We start from the raw sequence: 22,604 nt of genomic DNA on the forward strand, positions 1-22,604 counted from the left end.
CTTACGGGGCGGGCCCGGCACCGGCGCGGCCGGCTACACCGTCGCGATCGCCGGGTCGCTCACACCCGGGCGGCCGTTCTCCACGTGCCCGGCGAAACGGCGGGTGAACGCGGGGTCGTGGTCGGACAGCACCGTCACGTCGTACCAGCGGCCGGAGCGCGCGAGGTCCAGCCGGTGGCTCTCGCGGCGCCCGGCCCGGACCACGAGCATCCGCTGCTTCCCGTCGTACGCGTTGCGGACCGTGAAGCGGAGGTCGGTGTGCCCGGAGTTGGTGAGGGTCAGCTCGACCTGCCCGGTGAGGGCGTCGTGCCGGGCGGTCACCTCGGCGCCGGTGCGGTGCGCGGAGCCGCCGAAGGCGCGCAGGAAGCCGGCCGGACCGTGCACGGTGAGGTCGTACTCCCCGCCGGAGGTGCCGGTGTCCCAGTGCCCGGAGACGGTGTGCCCCGCGCCGGTGGTGTACGTCCAGGGCCCGTCGGTGCGGTTGCCGGAGGTGACGTGGAAGCAGGCGCCCGCGCCGGTGCCGCCGCCGAAGGTGAGGGTGATCCGCGCGTCGGACGCGGTCACGGCGGCGTCGGTGCGCGGCGCGTAGGGCAGCGGCCTGGTCGGCCGGGAGCCCTTCTCCTGGCGGGGCAGCGCCTGGTGGGCGGGCGGCACCGGTACGTAGGAGTCGTGCCGGTCGGAGTCCGGCGGCTGGTAGCCGTCGGTGCCGGGCAGGTGCGCGGGCCGGTCGTGCGTGAGGGAGAAATCGAACGCGGAGGTGAGGTCGCCGCAGACGGCGCGCCGCCAGGGCGAGATCTGCGGCTCGCGCACGCCGAACCGCCGCTCGATGAAGCGGAGGACCGAGGTGTGGTCGAACGTCTCGGAGCAGACGTAGCCGCCGGTGCTCCACGGCGAGACCACGATCATCGGCACCCGCTGGCCGAGGCCGTACGGGCCGGGCGCGTAGGTGGCGTCGCCCGGGAAGAGTTCGAGCGAGGTGTCGACGGTGGAGGCGCCCTGCCCGGGCGCGGCGGCGTACGGCGGCACGACGTGGTCGAAGTAGCCGTCGTTCTCGTCGTAGGTGATCAGCAGCGCGGTCCTGCTCCACACCTCGGGGTCGGAGGTGAGCGCGTCGAGCACCTGGGAGATGTACCAGGCGCCGTAGTTCGCGGGCCAGTTGGGGTGCTCGGAGAACGCCTCGGGGGCGGCGATCCAGGACACCTGCGGCAGCCGGCCGGCCTTGACGTCGGCGCGCAGCACGTCGAAGAAGCCGTCGCCCGCCTTGGCGTTCGTGCCGGTGCGGGCCTTGTCGTACAGGGGGTCGCCGGGCTTCGCGTCGCGGTACTGGTCGAAGTAGAGCAGCGAGTTGTCGCCGTAGTTGCCGCGGTAGGCGTCCTCGATCCAGCCCCAGCCGCCGGCCGCGTCGAGGCCGTCGCCGACGTCCTGGTAGATCTTCCAGGAGACGCCGGCCTGCTCCAGCCGCTCGGGGTAGGTGGTCCAGCCGTAGCCGAGTTCGGAGTTGTCGACGACCGGGCCGCCGCCCTTGCCGTCGTTGCCGGTCCAACCGCTCCACAGGTAGTAGCGGTTGGGGTCGGTGCCGCCGATCAGCGAGCAGTGGTAGGCGTCGCAGACGGTGAACGCGTCGGCGAGCGCGTAGTGGAACGGGATGTCCTCGCGGGTCAGATGGGCCATCGTGGCGGCGGACTTGGCCGCGATCCACTGGTCGTAGCGGCCGCCGTTGACCGCGGCGTGGCTGCCGGTCCACTCGTGGTTGAGGCCCTCGATGAACTTCATCCCCAGGTCCCCCGCGTCCGGGTGGTACGGCAGGACCTCGCCCGCGCCGGCGCCGGTGCCGTCCGGCTGGTGCCACACCGACTTGCCGCTGGGCAGCGTGACCGGGCGGGGGTCGCCGAAGCCGCGGACCCCGCGCAGCGAGCCGAAGTAGTGGTCGAAGGAGCGGTTCTCCTGCATGAGGACGACGATGTGCTCGACGTCCTCGAGGGTGCCGGTGCGGCGGCCGGCCGGGATGGCGGCAGCCCGGGTGATGCTGCCGGACAGCGCGGAGAAGCCGGCGGTGGCGCCCGCGATCTGAAGGAAGCGGCGCCGGTTGAGTTCGGTCATGGCTCGCGAGACCTCTTTGGCTCGGGGCGGAGGTGTGCCGCGGTATCCGGTCGCGGCAGCCCGGTCGGGTCCGTCCCAGACCACCGAGCGCCGGCGAAGGGCGGGTGTCGCCCGCGTGGCGCGCCGAGGTACGGACCGCGAACAGCCCTGCCCGCGGCGGCTGATGGGGCGCGCGGGCACGGGGGTGTCCGGGCGTCGGGGCGAGTTACGGGGGTACGGGACGGTTCGGTCCGGGCGCGAACCGGACGTTCTTCGGGCTCCACAACCACGTCGGGAGGTGCGGCGGTGGGTGCGGGAGGACGGTTGCGTCACAGCAGACTCGACCTGGCGTGCGGCCCCTCCGCCGTCCACGTCGCCCCCATCCGCCAAAGAGGCCCCCTCCAAAGGAAGGGGCCTACGTGCGACGCACAGCCGGCAACGCTTCTTTGGGGTGTCAGACTCCCAGGGTCGGGAAGCGACCTTCAACGACCGCGTCCACGAAGGTCTGCCACTGCTCGGGCCGGAACGTGAGCGCCGGCCCCGTTGGACAACCGGGGGCCGGCGCCTCCGACATGTGCTCAGGCGAGCAGGTCCTTCTGTCCGGCCTGCACGCTTGCTGTGAACAGCTCGTAGTCCCGACGGGAGACGATCAGGACCTTGGCGTCGGGGTCACCCACGTCCACGGAGTCGCGCAGCGCCACCACCCCGTCCACGAAGGCGACCTCCAGGCAGTTGTTGCCAGCATTGGACATGTCGCTCTTGGCCCAGGTGGCGTTGGTGAGATCGACCTGCTTGTTCATGCGTAGTAGTCCTTGATCAACTCGTGGATGAAGCGGCGCGAGGCCGGGCCGTCGAGGGACCGGGAGCGGAGGTATTCGAGGGCCGACTCGTACCTGCCCACGTCCCCATCCTCCTCCAGGTAGACGGAGGTTGTCATCGTCTCAATGACGGCAACCGGCGGTCCCACCGGGAAGTGTAGGAGCTGGAACGGACCGTTCATGCCTGCGTGTGCGCCAGACCCGAAGGGGAGCACCTGTATCACTACGTGGGCGTGCTCCTCGGTCACATCCAGGAGCCGTTGGAGCTGCGCGCGCATCACGTCCGGGTCGCCGATCACGCGTCGCAGCGCCGCCTCGTCAAGGACACAGGACACGCTGAGTGGTGTCTCGCGCGCGAGCACCGCTTGCCTCGCCATGCGGAGATCCACGAAGCGGGCGATCTCCCGCTTCGACGGCCACTGCTGACTCTGCTCGACGACAGAGGCCGCGTAGTCCCTGGTCTGGAGCAGGCCGGGCACCATGGTCAGGTAGGACTCGGCCTTCGACGCCATCCCTTCGAGGTGCAGAAAGTCCTCGAACTCGTCGGTCTGGATCGCTTCCTTGTACTCGTCCAGCAGGTTCGTCCGCTTGCCCGAGGCCGCGAGGGACGCCATCACCTTGATCTTCGTGCGAGTCTCTTCCGAGTCGACGCCGTAGATCTCGAAGAAGGCGGTCAGACCGAGGCCGGAGACACGTTGCTTGCCGTTCTCGATCTTGCTCAGCGCAGGCTTCCCCGCGAGGCCAAGCCGGTCCGCGGCCTCCTCCATCCCGAGTCCCGCGGCTGTCCGCAGCGACCGCAGGGCCGATCCGAGCCTGCGTCGGTGCACGTTGGGCCTTGCTTCCGCCATCGGCCTGCCTCTCTTGTGTCGGTTGCAGGGTAGCGCCGCCAACGTTGCTGGCATATGCCAATTTTCAAGTCGGAAACCAACTTTTCCGGATCAGGTTGCCAGAAACGTTGCTCATACTTCACAGTTGCATCCAGGCGCTCGCAACTCAGCGTACGGTAATCGTCATTTCCTGTTACCACCGCGTGCGCCCCTCAACTCGTGAACCGGTGAGAGGTGTTGGCCATGGCGCCCAGTTTCCGTCGAAGCAGGCTGGACTTGGCGTGCGAACCCTCCGCCGTCGGCCGCGCTCGGAGCCACGTCGGAGACACGCTCACGCGCTGGCGGCTCCCCAAAGACGTGGTGTTCGACGCTGCGACCGTGGTCACCGAGCTGACGAGCAACGCCGTTCGCCACGCGGGGAGTTGCGCCGATCCGTTCGACGCCGGGCAGGTCCGCCCGTCGACCGTACGGCGGTGCGCCCTGACCCTGTGGCTGACCAACACGCGCCTGTACCTGGGAGTGTGGGATCAGAGCCTTGCCCGCCCGGTGCTGCAGCCCATCTCCCTCGAAGCCGAGGGCGGACGCGGCCTCCAGGTGGTGGCCGGTCTCTCCGAGGGGCAGTGGGGCACCGCGCTGACCCGGCCCGAAGGAAAGTTCGTGTGGGCCGCGCTCCCTCTCCCCACTGGGTATCGCCGTCCCACGGCACGGGACAGCTCGCCATCGCGAGCTTCGTCGTGGCGGTGAGCGCGTGAGGACCGTTGCCGCTTCACCGCCCCCGATCCGGCACCCCCGGCCAGGCCGGCCGACGCCTGACCGCGCCGCGCCACCCTCCGATTCCACCGCCCGACCACGAACAGGAACCCCGCACCATGAACGCGGTCCCCTCATCCAGCGCCTTACCCGACCCCGCTACCCCGCAGAAGTCGACGCCGACCCGGCGGTGGGCGATCACCACCACCACCGGCGAAACCGCCATCGGCCATCTGCCGGCCTGGGCCAGCACCGACCCCAGCGAACACGACGTGCCCCCAAACCAGTTGGCCGCGCGCCTGGCCGACATCAACCACCACGTCCGCTTCCCCGGAGAGATCCTGCGCGTCTACTCCCCCGCCAACCCCGAACGGCACCCGACGCCCGTGGAAGTCCTCCACACCAGCATCGACTGCAACCCCTACGCACCCGACCCCGAACCCTGTATCCCCATCGCCAACCTCCACCTGGCCGGAGAGTACTGGCTCACCGATCTCGGCCCCGAAGAACTCGGCCACCTCGCAGACGGTCTCCGCGCCCTGGCCGACCGCCTCGATCACCAGGTCCGCCCCACACTCATCGCCGCCCGCTCCGACTGGACCGGCTACCAGTCCCGCTCCACAGGCACCCACCGGTGAAGGCCCACGTGACGAAACCCAGCACTCCGGCGCCGCTGTTCGCGAACAGCGAGGCGACCGCCCGCGCCCTGTACGCCCACCAACTCGCCGTGCTGCGCGCGAAGGCCGGACTCACTCTCACCGAACTGTCCGACCAGTGCCACTACGAACAGTCCTACCTGCACCGACTGGAGACCGGGGGACGACTGGGCACCCTCGACGTCGCCCTCGCCCTGGACCGCTTTTACCACACCGGCGACCTCCTGGTCCGACTGTGGCACCTGGCCAAACGTGAAGCCAAACAGGTCGCGGCCGGCGGCATCGCCAGCCTCGAAGCCACCGCCACCACCATCCAGGAATACGCCCTCACCGCCATCCCCGACCTCCTCCTGGCCCCCGCCTACGCCAAGGAGCAACTCGCCGCCACCGGCCCCCACCACCTCCGGGCACTCAACGCCCGCCTCGAAGAACTCCGGCTGCGGCAGGCCCGGTTGACCGCCACCGCGTCCCCGCCGGTCCACTACCGCGCCATCCTCGACGAGATCGTGCTCCAGCACGCGGTTCACCACCCCACCACCTGGGCCGATCAGCTCGACCACCTGATCACCGCCGCCCAACACCCCGCCGTCGCCCTCCACATCCTCCCGCTGGGCGGCGGTCCGCGCGTCCTCCACGGCCCCCTCCAACTCCTCTCCTTCCGCGTCGGCCGTCCCCTCGCCCACGCCCACAGCACGCTCACCGGCCACCTCACCGACGACCCCGACGACGTCGAACAACTCCGCCAGAGCTACGACAACCTACGCGACACCGCCCTGACCCCCACCCAGACCCTCACCCACCTCCACGCCCTCCGCACCACCAACGCGACCGCGTCCACGTCCACCGCACCGCCACCGTGACCACGTCCACGTCCTGAACAGCCCGCCCCGGGCGCCGCGACCGGCCCGTCACCGTGGGTTCCGTCGCCGTCCGGCAAGGCGCCGTTCAACTGCCCGTCGCCGCCGGGCGGGAGTCTGCCCGATGTCACCGCGCCGTACCGGTGGCACCGGCACCGCTCAGCACCTCCACGCACCGCATCCGCGCCAAGGAGCCATGATGGTCGCACAGTTGGACCCGCTGGACCCGTCCGAGCCGTCGTCGTCCGAGTCCTCGTCGGAGTCCTCGTCCGGTCCGCGCATCGGCCGCCGGACCGCGGTCGGCCTGCTCGGCACCGCGGGTGCCGCCGCGGTGGCCGCACCGCTGCTGACCGCGACGCCGGCCGCCGCGTCGGCCCCGGGCAGCGCGCCGGCAGGTGCCCCGGCGGGTGCCCCGGCCTTCCACCCGTCGCCGGACGCAGGCGGCGCGCCGCCGGTGCAGGGCCTGCACCTGACGTTCGGCAAGGACCCGTCCACCCAGATGGTGGTCTCCTGGCTGACCGACGCCCCGGTGAAGCGGCCCCGGGTGATGTACGGCACGCTCGACCACGGCCTCGGCTCGGGCGCCGACGCGGTCACCCGCGTCTACGCCGACGGCAAGTCCGGCCGGAAGGTCTACGTCCACCACGCGGCACTGAACCGGCTCTCCCCCGGCAAGCAGTACTTCTACGTCGTCTCGCACGACGGTGCCACCCCCGACAGCGGCACCTTCGCCACCGCGCCGCGCGGCCGGCAGCCGCTGACCTTCACCAGCTTCGGCGACCAGTCGGCGCCGCAGGTCACCTGGGCGGCCGACGGCACCGTGGCGCTGGACGCCAACTCCACGCCCGCCACGAAGGACATCGTCACCGGCATCGAGCAGGTCGCGCCGCTGTTCCACCTGCTCAACGGCGACCTGTGCTACGCCAACCTGGACCTGGACCGGGTGCGGACCTGGAACAACTTCTTCACCAACAACACGCGTTCGGCCCGCTTCCGGCCGTGGATGCCCGCCGCGGGCAACCACGAGATCGAGTCGGGCAACGGCCCGATCGGACTGGGTGCCTACCAGACGTACTTCGCGCTGCCGTCGACCGAGACCGACGCCGAACTCGCCGGCCTGTGGTACGCGTTCACCGCCGGCTCGGTGCGGGTCATCGTGCTCCAGAACGACGACAACTGCCTCCAGGACGGCGGCGACCTCTACATCAACGGCTACTCCGGCGGACGCCAGCTCGCTTTCCTGGAGCGGGAGTTGAAGGCCGCCCGGGCGGACCGCGAGATCGACTGGGTGGTCGTCGCCATGCACCAGGTGATGATCTCCTCCTCCGACGCCAACGGCGCCGACCTGGGCCTGCGCGCCAAGTACGGCCCGCTCTTCGACCGCTACCAGGTCGACCTGGTCGTCTGTGGGCACGAGCACAACTACGAGCGGTCGCTCGCCGTGCGCGGCGTCGTCAGCGGCAGCGAGACGCTGACCCCGAACCCGGCGTCCACCCGCACCGACGACATCGACACGGGCCTGGGCACCGTGCACATGGTGCTCGGCGGCGGCGGTGTCTCCGGCACCACCAACCAGTCCTTCTTCAAGGACGGCACCGCGAAGGTCCTGACGGCGGTGGCCGACAGCCGTCCTGAAGGCGGCAAGCGCGCGCCGACCTACGTCAAGGAGGAGGCGGTCTGGACGGGCGTGCGCGACATCGAGCACCCGTACGGTTTCGCGGCCTTCACCGTCGACCCGGGCCGCTTCCCCGGCGACACCACCCGCCTGCACGTCACGTACTACAACGTGGACAAGCCCGCCGGCGAGCTCTCGGTCTTCGAGAAGTTCACGCTGCACCGCAAGCGGTCCGACGCACGTCGCTGACGGCACCCGGTCCACCCGGGCGGCACGGTCCGCCCGGGTGGCACGCTCGGGGTCACCCGACACGCTGCTTGTACGGCACACCACCACGCACGGCGCGGTGAACTACGATCCGCGGTGGGCGGCCGGGTGGACGGCGGCCCACCCACCCCTGGCCCACCCACGCAGGAGGCGTTACGTGGCCGACAGCGAATACCGCGTCGAGGTCGACGGCGCACGCGTGCTGACCCCGCGGCTGATCCTGCGGCCGTGGCAGGACGACGACGCCGCGGGCGCCCTGGCGGTGTACGGCGCCGACGAGGTGACCCGCTGGCTGGCCCCGGCGATGACCCGCACCCCGGACACCGAGGCGATGCGCGACCTGCTCGGCTGCTGGCGGGCCAACTGCGAGGAGATGGAGCCCCCGGCAGGGCGCTGGGCCGTCACCCGCCGCGACACCGGCGAGCTGGTGGGCGGCGCGGCCCTGCTCCCGCTGCCCCCGTACGGCGTGGACCTGGAGGTCGGCTGGCAGCTCGCCCCCACCGCGTGGGGCCAGGGGTACGCCTCGGAGGCCGGGCACGCCGTGGCGCACTACGCGTTCGAGGCGGGCGCCGACGAGATCTTCGCCGTCGTCCGCCCCCGCAACGAGCGCGGTGCCGCCACCGCCCGGCGGGTCGGCATGGAGTGGGTCGGCGAGACCGAGAAGTACTACGACCTGCGGCTCCAGGTGTACCGCCTGCGCAAGGCCGAGTTCCCGCCGGCCCCCGCACCGCTCATCGCCGAGTAGCCCGCACCCGGGCGCCCGTACGACCCCGGCGGTCGTGCGGCGGCGGTGCGGCGGTCGCGGACCCGGGGCGGACCCGGCGCGGGAGCCGGGCGAAATGCGGGAGAGCCGCGCGGACCCCTGCTGTTACCGTACGAGGGCCGGCCGCGGGACTCCGGTGCGACTTCCGGAACCTGCCTGTAAAGCAATGATTCGCAGCTCGCGCCCTCACACCCCGGCCGGCGTCCGTCGCCATGGAGGGGGTGCGCGGTGCCGGCTGCGCCGGAGGGCCTGGTGGCCGCCGAGGACGTGCTGCTGTTCGTGAACGCGGCGGTCACGGCGACCGGCCAGCGCGAGTTCCACAGCGGAGCGGACCGGCAGCGGATGTCCCTGGACTTCCTGCACGCGTACATGCTCGGCAACTACCGGGAGTTGTACGCGGCCGCCCTCGCGCTGGGCGTCAACGACCACAACGCGGCGCTGATCGTCCGGCACCTGCTGGAGACCGCGGGCGAGGCGGGCCCCGAACAGCGCCGTACCGAAGGCGCGTTGATTGCCCGGCGGCTCGAACTGCTCCCGCCGCAGCGGGTGTACGCCCTGTTCGCCGAGCTGCGCGCGGCCCGGGTGAACAACCGCCGTACCCGGGCGATCATCCGGGACTGGCTCGCCACGCGGCCCGACCCGGCGTTCGACGCGGTGAAGTACCGCGCGGGGGTGAAGAGCGCCCTGCGCCACGCCCATCTGCCTTCGGCCACCGAGGAGTTGGGGCCGTTCCTGTTCGCGCCGCGCAGCCGCGCCCGATTCGGCCACCCGCTGCTGGACGCGCGCCGCCGGGCCCGCTACGAGCAGGCGGCACTCTACGAGCTGCCGTTCACCGTCGCGGAGGGGTTCGCGGCGCGGCACGGCATCGCCCGGGAGGTGTTCCTGGAGCGGATCGCGCCAAGGCTGACCCGCCTGGAGCGGCTGCGCCTGCAGGAGTCGGCCAGGCGCGCCGGCGCCGAGGCGGTCCGCACCGACCTGGCCCGGATGCCGCTGACCCGGCTCGCCTCCTACGTCCTGGGGCTGCCGGCCCCGGACCGGGTGGAGCGGCGGGCCGAGCTGACCGCCGCCCTGACCGCCGCCGCGCGCCGTACCGCCGGTGCGCGGGCCGGGAGTTGGGGCCGGGTGACGGCGGTGCTCGACGACTCGTACTCCGCGTACGCGTCCGGCCAGAAGCGGCGCCGGCCGCTGGCGGTCGCGCTCGCCGCGCACTTCCTGCTGGCGGCGCTGGCCGGTTCGTACCGGGCGCTGTGGACCTCGGGCCGTACGGACGCGCTGCTGGCCCGGCCGCAGGGGCCCACCCCGCTCGGCGCCCGGCTGCTGGACGCGCTGGAGACCGGGCCCGACCTGCTGCTGGTGGTCTCCGACGGTTTCGACAACGCGCCGCCGGGCCTGGCCGCGGAGGTGCTGCGGGTGTGGCGCACCCGTATCGACCCGGCCGGCCGTACCGACGTGGTCCACCTCAACCCGGTGTACGACGCGCGGGAGTTCGAGGTGCGCCGGCTGTCCCCCGCCGTGCCGACCGCGGGCATTCGCGACGCGGAGGACCTGCCGGCGCTGGTCGAGCTGGCCGCGTTCGCCACCGGGCGCACCGGGTTGCCGCGGCTGCGGGCGCACCTGGACGCGAGGGTCGCGGAGTTCCTGGCGGCGGCGCCCGAGCGCGTCCCGCCCGCGCCCGCCGTCGGGGCGACCGGGACCGCCGGGGGCACGGCATGAGCGGCACCTTCCGGCTGGACCTGGCCGGCCTCGAACCCGGCCCCGCCCAGGTGTGGGGCGGCGTCCGGCTCGTACCGCTGCTGCGCGCCGAGCCGGTCGAGGGGCTGCGGCTGCACGCCGAGCTGTACCGCGACGGGTACGGCGTGGTGGCCGTCGGCCCGCGCACCGCGTACACCTCCTACATCCCGCACGGCTTCGTCGCGGACTGGGGCGCCGACACCGGGCACACCGGTCCGGCCGCCGCGTACGGCACGCAGTTGCGCGGCGGGCCCGACGGCGGCGGCGCACCGGGCCGGGGCGAGCGCGAGGGCGGCAAGGGCCGCGGCGAGCCGCCGGTCTCCTGCGTGCCGCTCACCCTGCACCGGCGGACGGCCCGCCGCGAGGCGAAGCACCGGCTGCGGTTCCTGCCGCTGCACCTGGCGCTGGAGGGCTATCTGAGCCTGCACTTCGGCGGTCCGTCCATCGCCTGGGCGGAGTGGTCCCGGCAGGCGCTGCGGCGCGGGCTGTCGCCGCGGGCGGAGGAGGCGTACCGCGGCGCCGAGGTGAGCGGACTCGAGGACGCGCTGCGGATCTTCGAGGTGCACCCCGGGCAGTGCGGGACGGCGGTCTACGTCGCGGACGCGCCGGCCGCCGTGTTCGCGGTGCCCCACCCGGAGGACTACCGGGCCCTGCACGACACCCTCCTGCTCGACCTGTACGGCGAACTCGTCCACCAGTACGCCCTGTTCGGCTCGCCGGTGCCCGAGTTCACGCCCGCGCTCGGCGAGCCCGGGTCTCTGCCGGAACTGCGCGCCGCCGTCGCCCGCGAGGAGCGCGGCTGGCGGGAGTTCCACGACGGCACCATGGCCGCGGGGCTGCTGGACGCGGAGTACACCGCCCAACGGGTCTACCGGGCGGGCCCGTTCACGCTCCAACGGTTCCTGCCGGCCTTCCTGCCGCGCCGGGAGAACCACATCGGCGAGGCGATCACGACGCGTGACGGGCGCGTCGCCTACCTCAAGACGTTCCGGCTGTCCGAGGCCCAGGTGCGGCGCGGCCACCTGCTCAGCCGGCTGGCCGCCAGCGACTGGCAATTCGGCGCCACCGCCACCGAACTCGGCCTCACCGTAGCCGAGTTGGCGCAGCGCCTGCGCACCGCCGGATTCGGCCACCTGCTGCGCCAGGACATCGCCGACGCCTTCCGCGCCCGCGCCGCCCGCGGCTGACCGAGCAACGCGGGCCGGACGGCGCCGGCGTGACGCGTACGCGGCGCCCCCGCACGCGCTTCCCCCCGCGCCCTGCGCCCCACACCCGTCGGGACCTCACCCCCACCACCGCACTGAATCGTTCAATTCCTCACCCTTCTTCCCACCGCCACCACACCCCGCCCCGGTCCAGCAGCGGGCGGCCCGGACCGGGGCGGCGTACACCACTCGACACGCCTCCAACTGCACCGACCCGATCGACCGATCCGCGCACGAGCATTGACGCCCACCCGGCGGCTGCCCTAGCGTCCCTGACGATTCGTTTGAATCATTTCATTCCGTCCTCCGGGAAGGGCGGCCCGGCGGAGGACATCCGGGGCCGCAGGTGAGCGGGGCCGGTGTGTCGGACGCATGCTCCACGGAGGGAATCCGATGAACGACGACGGCTGTCCGACGTCCGGCGGCAGTGCCCGTCCACCCGTCTCCCGGCGCCGTGTGCTGCAGGTCGCGGCGGCCGCCGCGGCCGCCGGCACCGTGGGGAGCTTCTGGCAGCCCGCCTACGCGAGCGCACCCGGCACCGCGCCCGGCGCCGCCCACGGAGCGTTCTCCACGGGGCGGTTCGCCGATCCGCCGGCGGACAGCATGCCGCTGGTCCTGTGGTTCTGGAACGGCACCGTCACCGACGACCTGATCGACTCCACGCTCGCCGATCTGCGTGCCAAGGGCATCAGCGAGGTGCTGGTCTTCCCGTTCGACACCGGCGCGCTCCAGCCGGCGTTCTTCACCGAGGACTGGTTCGCGGTGGTCGAGCACACCCTGCGCGAGGCCCAGCGGCACGGCATGCGGATCTGGCTCTTCAACGACGACTTCTTCCCCAGCGGCCGGGCCGGCGGTCTCGTGGCCGAGGGCGGTACGGTCGGCACCCGCACCTACCGGCCGCGCCCCGACCTGCGCACCAAGTGCGTGGTGCACACCGGCAGTCAGGTGACCGGAGGCGCCCGGGTGCCGCTGGCCGCCGCCGCGCTCAGTGTCGCCGGCGGCCGGCTCGTGGTGGACGCTGCCGCGTACGACGGCGTGCGCGTGCTCAAGGACGGTGCCGGCTGGGGCGATTACACGGTGTCCGGCACGGTCCGCGTCGAGTCGGGCACCGCGGGGCTGATGGTCCGCTGCGCCGACGCGTACAACGGCTACCTCGCGGACCTGCGGGCCGACGGCGGGGTGGACGTGTGGCGGCAGACCGGCGGCGCGTTCTCGCTGCTGCGCGCCGGCACCGCGGTGGCCGGGTTCGACCCCGGCGCCGACCACCGGCTCCAGGTCACCGTCGAGGGGCAGCGGATCACGCCGTCGCTGGACGGCACCGATCTGGGTCCGGTCACCGACGGTTCGCATCCCGCCGGGACGGTCGGGGTGCGGGCGACGGCGACGCAGCGCTCGTCCTGGGCCGCGCTGACCGTGACGGGCGCGGACGGCGGCCGGTGGTACGCGGGTGCGTTCGACGACCCCTCCGCCGTCCTGGACTTCGCGGTGCCCTCCGACCTGGGCGAGACGTTCGCCGCCTCGGCCCGCCCGCTGGACGCGGACGGCGACCCGGTGGCGCGGACGGTGGAGCTGACCGGCTCGGTGGGCGCGGGAGCCGTGTGGACGGTACCGGAAGGCCGGTGGCAGCTCGACGTGTTCAGCGTGCGCACGCTGGCCGACTCCGGCGGCAGCCGGCGCGACTACCTGGACCTGATGGACGACGAGGCGGTGGGCCTGTTCATGGACGCCGTGCCGGGCGAGTACGTCCGGCGCTTCCCGTGGGCGGTCGGCGGGGTGCTGCGCGGCTTCGCCGACGACGAGCCGTTCGTGGCGTCCGCGTCCGCGGAGTGGGCGCAGGTGCCGTGGTCGCCGACGCTGGCCCCGGAGATCGACCGGCTGGCCGGCGAGCTCGCCCGCGACGCGGCGGCAGGCGCCGGCAGCGCCGGGCACGGCGGCACCGGGCACGGCAGCGGAAAGGGCGCCGGAAAGGATGGCGGGAAGCCCCGACCCGCCGGGATCGGCACCGTGTTGTCGGCCGTGTTCACCGATCTCGGCGAGCACGGCGGCGAGTTGCGCGGGCTGTTCTGGCGGGCCGTGTCCAACCGCTTCTCCGACTCCTACTACAAGGGGATCGGCACCTGGACCGGCCGGCACGGCCTGGAGCTGATCTCCAATCCGCTGTGGGACGAGTACGGTCCGGCCGAGCAGATCAAGAGCACCGGCAACCTCAACACCGCGCACCAGTGGGCGCAGGTGCCGGGCACCGACCTGATCTCCGACCAGTTCCAGCGCGGCTACTACCGCACCCTGCCGCGCTGGCCGGCGTCGGCGGCCCACCAGGTGGGCCGGGAGCGGGTCTACCTGGAGGCGATGGGCGCCGCGGGCTGGCAGGTGACGCCGTCCTTCACCCGCCAGGTGATCGGGGCGTTCGTGGTGCGCGGCATCAACAAGGTGCTGCTGCACGCGCGGTTCTCCGACTCCGGCGACATCGTCTTCGCGCCGCCGTTCCAGCCGGAGAACCCGTGGTGGAACGTGTCGGCGCCGCTCAACGAGTGGATCGGCCGGCTGGTGCAGGCCGCGCGCGGCACCCCGGCGGCGCGGACCGCGCTGCTCCAGCCGCAGCGGGCCGCCGAGGCGTACCAGGACCGCCCGGAGCGGACCGCGATCGACGACGCGTTCATCGGCGCGGTGCACGCCCTGGAGGACCGCCAGATCGACTTCGACTTCGTGGACGAGGGTGCGCTGACCGGCGACCCGGCGCTGATCGAGCACGCGCGGACATCGGGCGGCGCGCTCACCGTCGGGCACGGGCGCTACACGGTGGCGGTGCTGCCGGAGACTCCCCTGCTGTCGCTGGCGGCCGTGGCGGCGCTGACGGCGTTCGTGGACGGCGGCGGCACGCTGGTGGCCGTGGGCGAGTTGCCGGCGAAGGAGGCCGCCGGTCGTGACGCGGACCTGGCCGGAGCGCTGTCCGCGCTGTTCTCGGGCCGCCGCGCGAAGCGGGCGCTGCGGGCGGCGGACGCCCCGGCCGCGGCGGCACGGGTGGTGGCGGCGGGCGCTGCGGCGGCCGTCCTGACGCCGGCGGTGCCGGAGGTGCGGGTGCTGCGGCTGGCGCAGGGCGGCGAGGAGTCGTTCCTGGTGAACAACGAGCACGCGGCGGCGGTGGAGTCGACCGCGGTCTTCCCGGCGATCGGGGTGCCGCTGGTCTGCGACCCGGACACCGGCGCGGCGGCGCCCGCCGGGGTGTGGCACCCGGCGGCGTTCCCCGGCCGGAGCGGCGGGGGTACGGCGGTGCCGCTCGCGCTGGAGGCCGGGCAGGCGGTGCTGGTGGTCTTCCGGCAGCCGTCCGGGGGTGATCCGGCGCACGCGGTCGCGGCGAACGTCCCGGTGCGGCAGGTGCGGGTGCGCGGCGCGGCCGCGGTGGCGACGGTCCAGGTGACGGCGCCGGGCACGGTCCGGGTCACCGCGCAGGACGGGGGCCGCCGCTTCGCGGGAAGCCTGGACGTCACCGACCCGCTCGCGGCGGTGGCGCTGGACGGCGACTGGAGCTTCCGCTTCGACACCGGCGGGGCACCGGCGGCGGACCGCCCGCTGGGTTCGTGGACGGAGCTGGACCCGTCGTGGTCGGGCGCGGCGTCGTACGAGCGGACCTTCACGCTTCCCGCGGCCACGCTGTCCGGACGGCGGTGGGCGCTCGACCTCGGCGCCGTACGCGATGTCGCGGAGGTCGAGGTGAACGGCGTCGCGCTGCCGTCCCGGCTGTGGGCGCCCTACCGGTTCGACGTGACCGACGCGCTGCACGCCGGCGCGAACTCCGTACGGGTACGGGTGACGAACACCGGCGCCAACGTCCACGGCGACCCGCAGATGTCCGGTCTGCTCGGCCCGGTGCTGCTGCGGCCGTCCCGCGTGGAGGAGGTGCGCCTGACCCGGTCGGGCGGATGAGCGTGCCGCTGGGCCGGGTGGGCGGCGCCGCGGGGCCCTGCCGTTCGGGGGGAGGTCAGACCGTATCCCAGGGCACCGCGGCCCATGCCTCGTCGAGCCGCGCGTACGCCGCCGGCGGGTTCGCGAAGGCGATGTCGTCCACGGTCGCGAGCGGTTGCGACGGGCACCAGGAGTAGCAGGCGAACGCGGTCTGGAATCCGGCGAGTTCGTCCACCCGCACCGGCCGGGTGCGGGCGGGCGCGCCGATGCGGCCCAGCCCCGCCGTCAGGAGCTGCTCGGTGATGCCCGGCAGTTTCGGGCCCTGCGGCCAGGTGACGGTCTCGCCGTCCCACAGGCCGAGGTTCCAGAGGGAACCCTCCAGGACGAGCCGGTCCGGCCCGGTGAAGAGCGCGTCGTCGAAGCCTTCCGCCCTGGCCGCACGCCGGGTGTGGCTGAGCCCCGTGGTCGCGGTGTGCTTCAGGTGCGGAGCGTCCCGCAGGTAGGGCACGGCGCGCACCCGCCAGGGCGGCCGGCGCGTCTCGGCGACCGGGTCGGTCAGCGACACCATCACGCCGAGGTCGGGGGTGTCCGTGGGCACGGAGACGTCGCCGCCGCGGGCGAAGACGGCGATCCGTGCGGACACCTCGCGCGGCGCCCCGGCCAGCGCGTGGCGCAGCAGTTCGCCGACGCGTTCCGCGCCCGGCGACGCCCCGAACATCTCCCGCGACGCCTCGTGTAGCCGCCGCAGGTGCAGCTCCCACCCGTGGACCCGGCTCCCCCGCACCTGCATCGAGGTGAAGTGGCCGTAGTTGACGACCGCCACCCGATGGAGCTGCGCCGTGGTGGGCACCGCGCCGTCGATCTCCACATGCAGCATCGCGGCAGCATACGGACCCCGCCCGCCCGCGAACGGTCAGAACCGGTCAGGACCGGCGCCTTCCGTGGACGGGCCGGCCGCCGCCCGGCCGCCCGGCCGTGCCCGACCGGCGTGCCCGCGGGCCGGTTTCGAGGCGCCCGCCGGTCAACGCCCGCCGGCCGGCCGGTCGGAGGCGGCGGCGGGGCGGAGCGACGGGTCGCGGATCATCGCGCTGATCTCGGCCGCGGCGCGCTCGGCGGCCGGTTGGCGGCCGGCCCGGGCGGTCAGCCGGCCGAGGCCGACCTGGTCGAGGGTGACGTCCTGGTGCGCCCCGCTGCTGTCGAGGAACTGCCCCGCGTGGAGCGGGCCTTCGGCCGGCCGCAGGCGGAGCGTGAGCACGCCGCCGGAATAGTCGGCGCCGACGAGCCGCTCCCAGGGCACCTGGCGGCTGACGACGTGGCGCCGCACCCGCAGGCCCGCGGGGTCGGCGCTGATCCGCCAGGTCAGGACGGCGAACGGGCCCGCCAGCCCGGCCAGGGCGACGGGAGCCGCCCACACGATCCGCCACGACGTTGAGTGCTCGAGGAAACCGAAGCCGACGGCCGGCACCACCGCGAACATGGTGATCGCACCGGTCAGGGACAGCCCGCTCGCGTGCCACCGGGTGGGAAGGGCCGCGCCCGGCCGCCGCATCGCGGCCAGCGCGTCCTGGATGCGGGCCTCGGCGGCCCAGCGCTCCTTCACCGTCAAGCCGTCGCCGTCGCCGTCGCCCCCGCCCGCCGTGGCCGCTCCCGCGTCGCCGGCGCCGTTCTCGTCCTCGTCGTCCTCGTCGGGGTCGTCCTCCGCGCCGATCCGGATCGGCCCCGCCGAGGCGTCGACGTACCAACGGCCGTTCTCCGTACGGACCGCCAGCAGCAACTCGCCGCCCTCGGCGCCGTCGGCGAACATCAGCGCCTGGCGCAGCGGCGCGGGCGGGTCGTGGTGCGGGGCGTAGTGGAGCACCGCGTGCGCGCCGGCCGTGTCGTCGTGGGCGAAGACCTCCGTGCTGCCGCCGCGCACCCGGGCCAGTACCCGCAGCACGGGCACGGGTCCGCGCCGCAGCCGGGCCGCGCGGCCGGCGGCCACCAGCCCGGAGCTGACGGCGACCACCCCGAGGCCGCCGAGTACGAGCGCGAGCAACTGCCGGTCGGCGCGGTCCCCGTACGGTTCGGCCGCCAGCAGGACGCGGCCGCCGCCGGGCAGCAGTACCCGTACGGTACTGAGGTTCCGGTAGTCGCCCTCGACGTCGAAGTGGTGCCGGCGCCGGCCGGGCAGCCGCACCACCAGGGTGCCCTCGCCGGAGTGGAACGCCACGACACGCGCGTCCACGGCCGGGGCGGTGCGCGCGGCGCGGTCGTCCGCCCGGTCGGCCTGGACGATCGATACCGTCAAGGCGGCGGCCGCAGCGCACATCGCCGCGCCCACCACCCACCGCACGGCGCCGCGTTTCGGGCGCGCGGTCCACGCCAGGACGGGGGCCCGGGCGGTGATGCCTCCGGCCGCCTCGCGGAACCGGCGCCGCTGGGCCCGCCGCAGCACCAACTTCCTTACCGACACGGCCAGTCCCCAGCACAGCCCGGCGACCACGACCGCGTCGGCGATCCGCAGGGAGGTGCCGCCCTCCCAGATGCTGGGGTCGGCCATGCAGCCGACGAGCAGCAGCCCGCACAGCACCGCCGCCTCGGGCAGCACGAACAGCCACCACAACTGCGGCCAGAACAGCATGGTGATGATGGCGTCGGTCCACTGCTCGCCGCAGGGCGCCTGCGGCGTGCACACCGGATCGGGGGCGTTCGCCATCGCCGCCACCACGCCGACGACGAGCAGCAGCGCGGGCCCCAGCGGATGCGCCCACCGCCCCGCCCGTGCGCCCGCCCACCGCGCGGTGTCCGGGGTGAGCCACGGCCGGGCGGGTATGTCCGCGAGAAGCGGCGAACTCGTCGTCACCCGGGCATTATGCGCGCAGGTCCGCACACGTGTGCGCCGAACCCCCGGCCCCGCCGTCCGCCGCGCGCGACCGCCCCGACCGGGCCGCCCGACCGGCGAAACACCAGGCCCTACGGCCCCGTTCACCCCACCCGGTTCACGCATCCCGGCCGCGCGCCACGGACGCGTTCCGGCCCGGACGGAGGGGATGGCCGGTCGCGCACGACCATGCCCGCGCGATCCTGGCGGAGACGGCGGCCGGCCCCGGCACGAGCGAGGGCCGGCACGACCGGGCCGCCGAGCCGCCCCGCCCCGCCCGTGCCGTCCGCAAGACCGAGCACGGCACGCTGCGCGCCGAGCCAACGCCTCGGGACCTGCCCACGCACGGGGGACGCGGTGCGGCCGGACCTGCTGCGGACCGGCCTGCCGGAACCGGCACCGGAGCCGACGCGGTTCTCCCGCACCGATCAGCCCGCCCACGGCACATCACAGCACCGCCCGCTGCCCATCCCGCCCCGCACACCGCGGCGGTGCCACGACCGCCACCCGGTACCTGCCCACCGCACACGACTCCACCCGCTCGGTGACGGCGCATTCGGCCCGGCGACACGGCGAGCGGTCCCGGAACTGGCACCGGAGCCGACCCGGTTCCCCCGCACGAATCAGCCCGCGTTCCCCCGCACCGATCAGCCCGCCCACGGCACATCACAGCACCGCCCACTGCCCATCCCGCCCCGCACACCGCGGCGGTGCCACGACCGCCACCCGGTACCTGCCCACCGCACACGACTCCACCCGCTCGGTGCACGGCGACTCCGGCCCGGCGACACGGCGAGCGGTCCCGGAACCGGCACCGGAGCCGACCCGGTTCCCCCGCACGAATCAGCCCGCGTTCCCCCGCACCGATCAGCCCGCCCACGGCACATCACAGCACCGCCCGCTGCCCATCCCGCCCCGCACACCGCGGCGGTGCCACGACCGCCACCCGGTACCTGCTCACCGCACACGACTCCACCCGCTCGGTGGACGGCGACTCCGGCCCGGCGACGCGGAGGGCGGTCTCCGCCTTCCGGACCGGCCGGGGCCTGACCGCCGACGGCATCCTCGACCGCCGCACCCGGGAGGTCATCTCTCCCGACGTCGACGCGCTGTGCGCCGGTCCGCCGCTGTCCATCCGTCCGGATCAGCGGGGGCACAGCCGCCCGGCCCGGCCGAACGAGGGCACGGGCGAAGCCCGTTGAGGACGGCCCGACCGACCCCGGAACGCCCGCGCAGCGACCCGCACCGGTTCACGCCGTCCTCGCCGCGTCCGCCGCGGCGGCGACGAAGGAGGCGACCAGCTGGCGGCGGTCGTCCTGCGCCCACGCGAGGACGAGTTCGCTCGTGGGCGCGTCCGTCACCGGCCGGTAGACGAGGTCGGGGTGCAGGGGCTGGGCCAGCGAGCGCGGCAGCAGCGCGATGGTGCGTCCCAGCCTGATCATCTGCAGGGCTTCGGCCGCGTCCGCGACCTCGGGCCCCGGCCGGGCCTCGGGCGCTCCGGTCCAGCGCACACCCTTCCAGCGGGGCAGTGACTCCTGCGCGAGGTCGGCGAGGGTGACCTCCGAGCGGGAGGCGAGCCGATGGCCCGGCGGCAGGATCGCGACCCGTCCCTCGACCGCCAGGGTTTCGTGGTCCAGGCCGGTCATGTCGTCGAACGGCGCGTACAGCAGGGCGACATCGGCGCGGCCGTCGCGGACGTGGTCGGCGCGGTCGGTGGCTCCGCCGAAGAGGATGTCCACCTGGCGGGCGTCGGGCCGGCCGGCGTAGGAGGCCAGGATGCCGGACAGGAGGTTGCCGTCGCCGCCGGGTTTGATCACCAGGCGCAGGTGGTCGTGCCGGTCGCCGGCCCGGCGGGCCTTCTCGGCAGCCGCGCTGACGGCGTTCAGCGCGTGTCGGCCGTGGTGCAGGAGCGCTTCACCGGCGGGGGTGAGAGCGACGTGCCTGCTGGAGCGCTCCAGCAGCTTCACGCCGAGCCGGGACTCCAGCCGCCGGAGAGCTTTGGACAGCGCCGGCTGCGCGATCGCCAGGCGGGCCGCGGCATGCCCGAAGTGCAGTTCCTCGGCCACGGCGACGAAGTACTCCAGCTCGCGTGTCTCCAGTTCGGCCATGCCGCAAGCCTACCGCCCGATCCATTCCCACCAGGCATGGATCGGGAACGGATGGATCTTGGACGCGCGCGAGAAGTGCCTGTTCACTCGGGGCATGATTCACCACACGATGATCGTTGCGTTCGACAGTCCGATTCCCGCGAGCGAGCTGGACGCGTACATCAAGGAGTTCGAGGAACTCGTGACGAGTTCCGGCACGGTCGAGTCGGTCGCGGCCCGGCACCACATCCGTGTCCCGGGCGACGACCATGCCCCGGTGGCCGTCGCCAGCGCCATCCTGCAACTGCGCGTGGCCGACCTCGACGCCCTCAACGCGACCTTCACCCTGCCCGGGACGGTCGATCTCATCAGGCGCTGGCAGAGCCGCTATCCGTACAAGGCGATCTGGGCCAACCACGAGCCGCTGGCATGAGCGGGAGCGGCTACGCGGGCAAGGCGGGGCTGGTCACCGGCGCCGGCAGCGGGATCGGGCGGGCCGGCGCGCTGGAGTTCGCCCGGCGCGGGGCCGCGGTCGCCGTACTCGACCTCGACGAGGACGGTGCCCGCAGGACCGTGGAGCTGATCGCGCGGGAGGGCGGTCGGGCCGAGGCCGTGGCCGTCGACATCGGCGACGAGGAGTCCGTGCGGCGGGCCGTGGCCCAGGTCGTGGCGACGTTCGGCGGGCTCGACTTCGCGGTCAACAACGCCGGAGTCCCCTCACACCAACGGGTCCTGACGGAGATGACGGTCCAGGAGTGGGAGCACGTGCTGCGGGTCAACGTGATCGGCACCTGGCTGTGCATGAAGTACGAACTGCCCGCCATGAAGCGGCGCGGCGGCGGGGCGATCGTCAACGTCGCCTCCAACGGCGGCCTGTACGCGATCCCCGGCGCCCCGGCGTACGTGGCCGGCAAGCACGGCGTCGTCGGCCTGTCCAAGGCGGCTGCCGTGGACTACGGGCCGGACGGCATCCGGGTCAACGCGCTGTGCCCGGCGATGACGAAGACCCCCATGCTCGACGGTGTCGTCGCGTCGGCCGGTGCGCGGATTGCCGAGCGGCAGGTGGCCGCGACCCCGCTGGGCAGGCCGGCGGAGCCCGAGGAGGTCGCCGCCGCGGCGGTGTGGCTGTGCTCGCCGGACGCCTCCTACGTCACCGGCACCGCCCTGTCGGTCGACGGCGGCCGCCGGGCCTGAGCGCAGGACGACGGACGGGTGCGGGGCGGGGGCGCACCCACACGCCCCGCACCCCTCGCGGCCGCCGGAAAACGCCCGCCCGCAGCCGCCGGTACGCAGCCGCCCGTACGCCGGCTATCCGAGCCTGCGGGCCAGCACCAGCCGGCAGCGCGGGCTGCCGTCGGGGCGCCGGCCGAACTCCTCCAGCGCGAGGGTGGCGACCGAGAAGCCCGCGGCGGCGAGGTCGGCCCGTACCGGTTCCAGCGGGAAGGTGCGGTAGTACATCACGAAGGGCGGCCGCCACAGCGCGTTGCGCAGCCGCATGGCGGCGTCGAAGCCGGTCAGCGCCCAGTGCCAGGGCGAGCGGATCGGGGGCGGCGCGGCGATCGGGAAGGCGAACAGGCCGCCGGGCCGCAGCGCGCGGTGCACCCCGGCGAACAGCGCGGGCCGCTCTCCGGGCAGGAAGTGCCCGAACGCCCCGAAGCTGACGGCGAGGTCGAACTCGGTCTCGAACGGCAGCGCCCGCGCGTCGGCCCGAACCCAGCCGTGTTCCGGGTGCGCGGCCCGGGCCCGGTCGAGCATGCCCGCGCTGAAGTCCGTCCCCGTCACGCCGTTGGGGCACAGCCCGTCCAGCACCCGTACGCCCGCGCCGGTGCCGCAGCACACGTCGAGCCCGGTCCTGAACGGCCCGTACGCCCTCAGCGCGGCCTCGGTCGCGTCGAGGAAGCGGTCCGGGGTGCGGAAGGGCGTGTGGTCGAAGGTCGGCGCGAGCAGGTCGTAGCCGTGCTCGACGGATGACAGTGCCTGGACGGCGAGTTCACGCGCGGAGGGGCCCTGGGAGGAGAACACCCGGCCCAGCGTAGGGGGCAGATGGGGCGCGATGTGCGCGAGATCTCACCGGAACGAAACGGAACCGTCATTCCCGTTGGCTTATCCTGTCTTTAGCGGAACCCCAGTTCCGGTTCCGCGCCCTCTTCTGAGCTCTCCTGAACTCAGGCACTCTCTTTCTTCAG

General features: G+C 73.8%; 18 protein-coding genes. 11 read left to right on the forward strand and 7 right to left on the reverse strand.

Going from position 1 to position 22,604, the window contains the following annotated elements:
- Positions 1–33: 33 nt before the first annotated feature.
- The 3 genes from OG370_RS05290 to OG370_RS05300 all read right to left on the reverse strand — a co-directional run bounded on the left by OG370_RS05290 (position 34) and on the right by OG370_RS05300 (position 3,799).
- On the reverse strand, positions 34–2,100 hold the full coding sequence (locus tag OG370_RS05290; protein ID WP_328461098.1) for a phosphocholine-specific phospholipase C: 2,067 nt from the start codon (positions 2,098–2,100) through the stop codon (positions 34–36).
- A 557-nt stretch (positions 2,101–2,657) separates the two neighbouring features.
- Positions 2,658–2,879, reverse strand: a complete 222-nt coding sequence (locus OG370_RS05295) for a DUF397 domain-containing protein (RefSeq protein ID WP_328461100.1) — start codon at positions 2,877–2,879, stop codon at positions 2,658–2,660.
- Positions 2,876–3,799 (reverse strand): helix-turn-helix domain-containing protein, encoded by a 924-nt coding sequence (locus OG370_RS05300; protein ID WP_328461102.1) that lies wholly within the window; start codon positions 3,797–3,799, stop codon positions 2,876–2,878. The genes OG370_RS05295 and OG370_RS05300 overlap by 4 nt, the downstream gene beginning before the upstream one ends.
- Positions 3,800–3,967: 168 nt before the next feature.
- On the opposite strand from OG370_RS05300, the gene OG370_RS05305 reads away from it, so the two are divergent.
- The 8 genes from OG370_RS05305 (at position 3,968) to OG370_RS05340 (ending at position 15,492) form a co-directional block, all read left to right on the forward strand.
- Positions 3,968–4,468, forward strand: a complete 501-nt coding sequence (locus OG370_RS05305) for an ATP-binding protein (RefSeq protein WP_328461104.1) — start codon at positions 3,968–3,970, stop codon at positions 4,466–4,468.
- 125 nt (positions 4,469–4,593) lie between these two features.
- A complete protein-coding gene (locus OG370_RS05310; RefSeq protein ID WP_328461106.1) occupies positions 4,594–5,112 on the forward strand; it encodes a DUF6907 domain-containing protein in 519 nt (172 codons plus the stop codon).
- A gap of 8 nt (positions 5,113–5,120) precedes the next feature.
- The gene (locus tag OG370_RS05315; RefSeq protein ID WP_328461108.1) at positions 5,121–5,990 is read left to right on the forward strand and encodes a helix-turn-helix domain-containing protein; all 870 of its coding nucleotides are present in this window, start codon (positions 5,121–5,123) and stop codon (positions 5,988–5,990) included.
- 196 nt (positions 5,991–6,186) lie between these two features.
- Positions 6,187–7,851 carry a purple acid phosphatase family protein gene (locus OG370_RS05320; RefSeq protein ID WP_328461110.1) on the forward strand — a complete coding sequence of 555 codons (1,665 nt, stop codon included), beginning with the start codon at positions 6,187–6,189 and terminating at the stop codon, positions 7,849–7,851.
- A 175-nt stretch (positions 7,852–8,026) separates the two neighbouring features.
- On the forward strand, positions 8,027–8,614 hold the full coding sequence (locus tag OG370_RS05325) for a GNAT family N-acetyltransferase (RefSeq protein ID WP_328461112.1): 588 nt from the start codon (positions 8,027–8,029) through the stop codon (positions 8,612–8,614).
- 246 nt (positions 8,615–8,860) lie between these two features.
- Positions 8,861–10,345, forward strand: coding sequence for a hypothetical protein (locus tag OG370_RS05330; protein ID WP_328461114.1), 1,485 nt, complete (start codon positions 8,861–8,863; stop codon positions 10,343–10,345).
- Positions 10,342–11,550, forward strand: coding sequence for an ARPP-2 domain-containing protein (locus OG370_RS05335; RefSeq protein WP_328461116.1), 1,209 nt, complete (start codon positions 10,342–10,344; stop codon positions 11,548–11,550). Before OG370_RS05330 ends, OG370_RS05335 begins: the two co-directional genes overlap by 4 nt.
- Positions 11,551–11,961: 411 nt before the next feature.
- Complete coding sequence (locus tag OG370_RS05340; RefSeq protein ID WP_328461118.1) at positions 11,962–15,492, forward strand: glycosylhydrolase-like jelly roll fold domain-containing protein; 3,531 nt, start codon at positions 11,962–11,964, stop codon at positions 15,490–15,492.
- 55 nt (positions 15,493–15,547) lie between these two features.
- Here OG370_RS05340 and OG370_RS05345 read toward each other — a convergent pair whose 3' ends face one another.
- Both OG370_RS05345 and OG370_RS05350 read right to left on the reverse strand, forming a co-directional pair.
- Complete coding sequence (locus OG370_RS05345) at positions 15,548–16,348, reverse strand: aminotransferase class IV (protein WP_328461120.1); 801 nt, start codon at positions 16,346–16,348, stop codon at positions 15,548–15,550.
- Positions 16,349–16,492: 144 nt separating this feature from the next.
- Positions 16,493–18,313, reverse strand: a complete 1,821-nt coding sequence (locus tag OG370_RS05350) for a hypothetical protein (protein WP_328461122.1) — start codon at positions 18,311–18,313, stop codon at positions 16,493–16,495.
- Positions 18,314–19,041: 728 nt separating this feature from the next.
- Here OG370_RS05350 and OG370_RS05355 point away from each other — a divergent pair.
- Positions 19,042–19,533 carry a peptidoglycan-binding domain-containing protein gene (locus tag OG370_RS05355; protein ID WP_328461124.1) on the forward strand — a complete coding sequence of 164 codons (492 nt, stop codon included), beginning with the start codon at positions 19,042–19,044 and terminating at the stop codon, positions 19,531–19,533.
- 48 nt (positions 19,534–19,581) lie between these two features.
- On the opposite strand, the gene OG370_RS05360 is transcribed toward OG370_RS05355, so the two are convergent.
- On the reverse strand, positions 19,582–20,439 hold the full coding sequence (locus OG370_RS05360) for a LysR family transcriptional regulator (protein ID WP_328461126.1): 858 nt from the start codon (positions 20,437–20,439) through the stop codon (positions 19,582–19,584).
- 94 nt (positions 20,440–20,533) lie between these two features.
- Between OG370_RS05360 and OG370_RS05365 the strand changes: the two genes are divergently transcribed.
- Together OG370_RS05365 and OG370_RS05370 are read left to right on the forward strand one after the other, a co-directional pair.
- On the forward strand, positions 20,534–20,851 hold the full coding sequence (locus OG370_RS05365) for a hypothetical protein (protein WP_328461128.1): 318 nt from the start codon (positions 20,534–20,536) through the stop codon (positions 20,849–20,851).
- Entirely contained in the window at positions 20,848–21,612 is a 765-nt protein-coding gene (locus OG370_RS05370) for an SDR family NAD(P)-dependent oxidoreductase (RefSeq protein WP_328461130.1), read from the forward strand. Before OG370_RS05365 ends, OG370_RS05370 begins: the two co-directional genes overlap by 4 nt.
- Positions 21,613–21,726: 114 nt before the next feature.
- On the opposite strand, the gene OG370_RS05375 is transcribed toward OG370_RS05370, so the two are convergent.
- Positions 21,727–22,440 (reverse strand): class I SAM-dependent methyltransferase, encoded by a 714-nt coding sequence (locus OG370_RS05375; protein ID WP_328461132.1) that lies wholly within the window; start codon positions 22,438–22,440, stop codon positions 21,727–21,729.
- Positions 22,441–22,604 lie beyond the last annotated feature (164 nt).

The sequence above is a fragment of the Streptomyces sp. NBC_00448 genome, assembly GCF_036014115.1.
Lineage (GTDB): Bacteria > Actinomycetota > Actinomycetes > Streptomycetales > Streptomycetaceae > Actinacidiphila.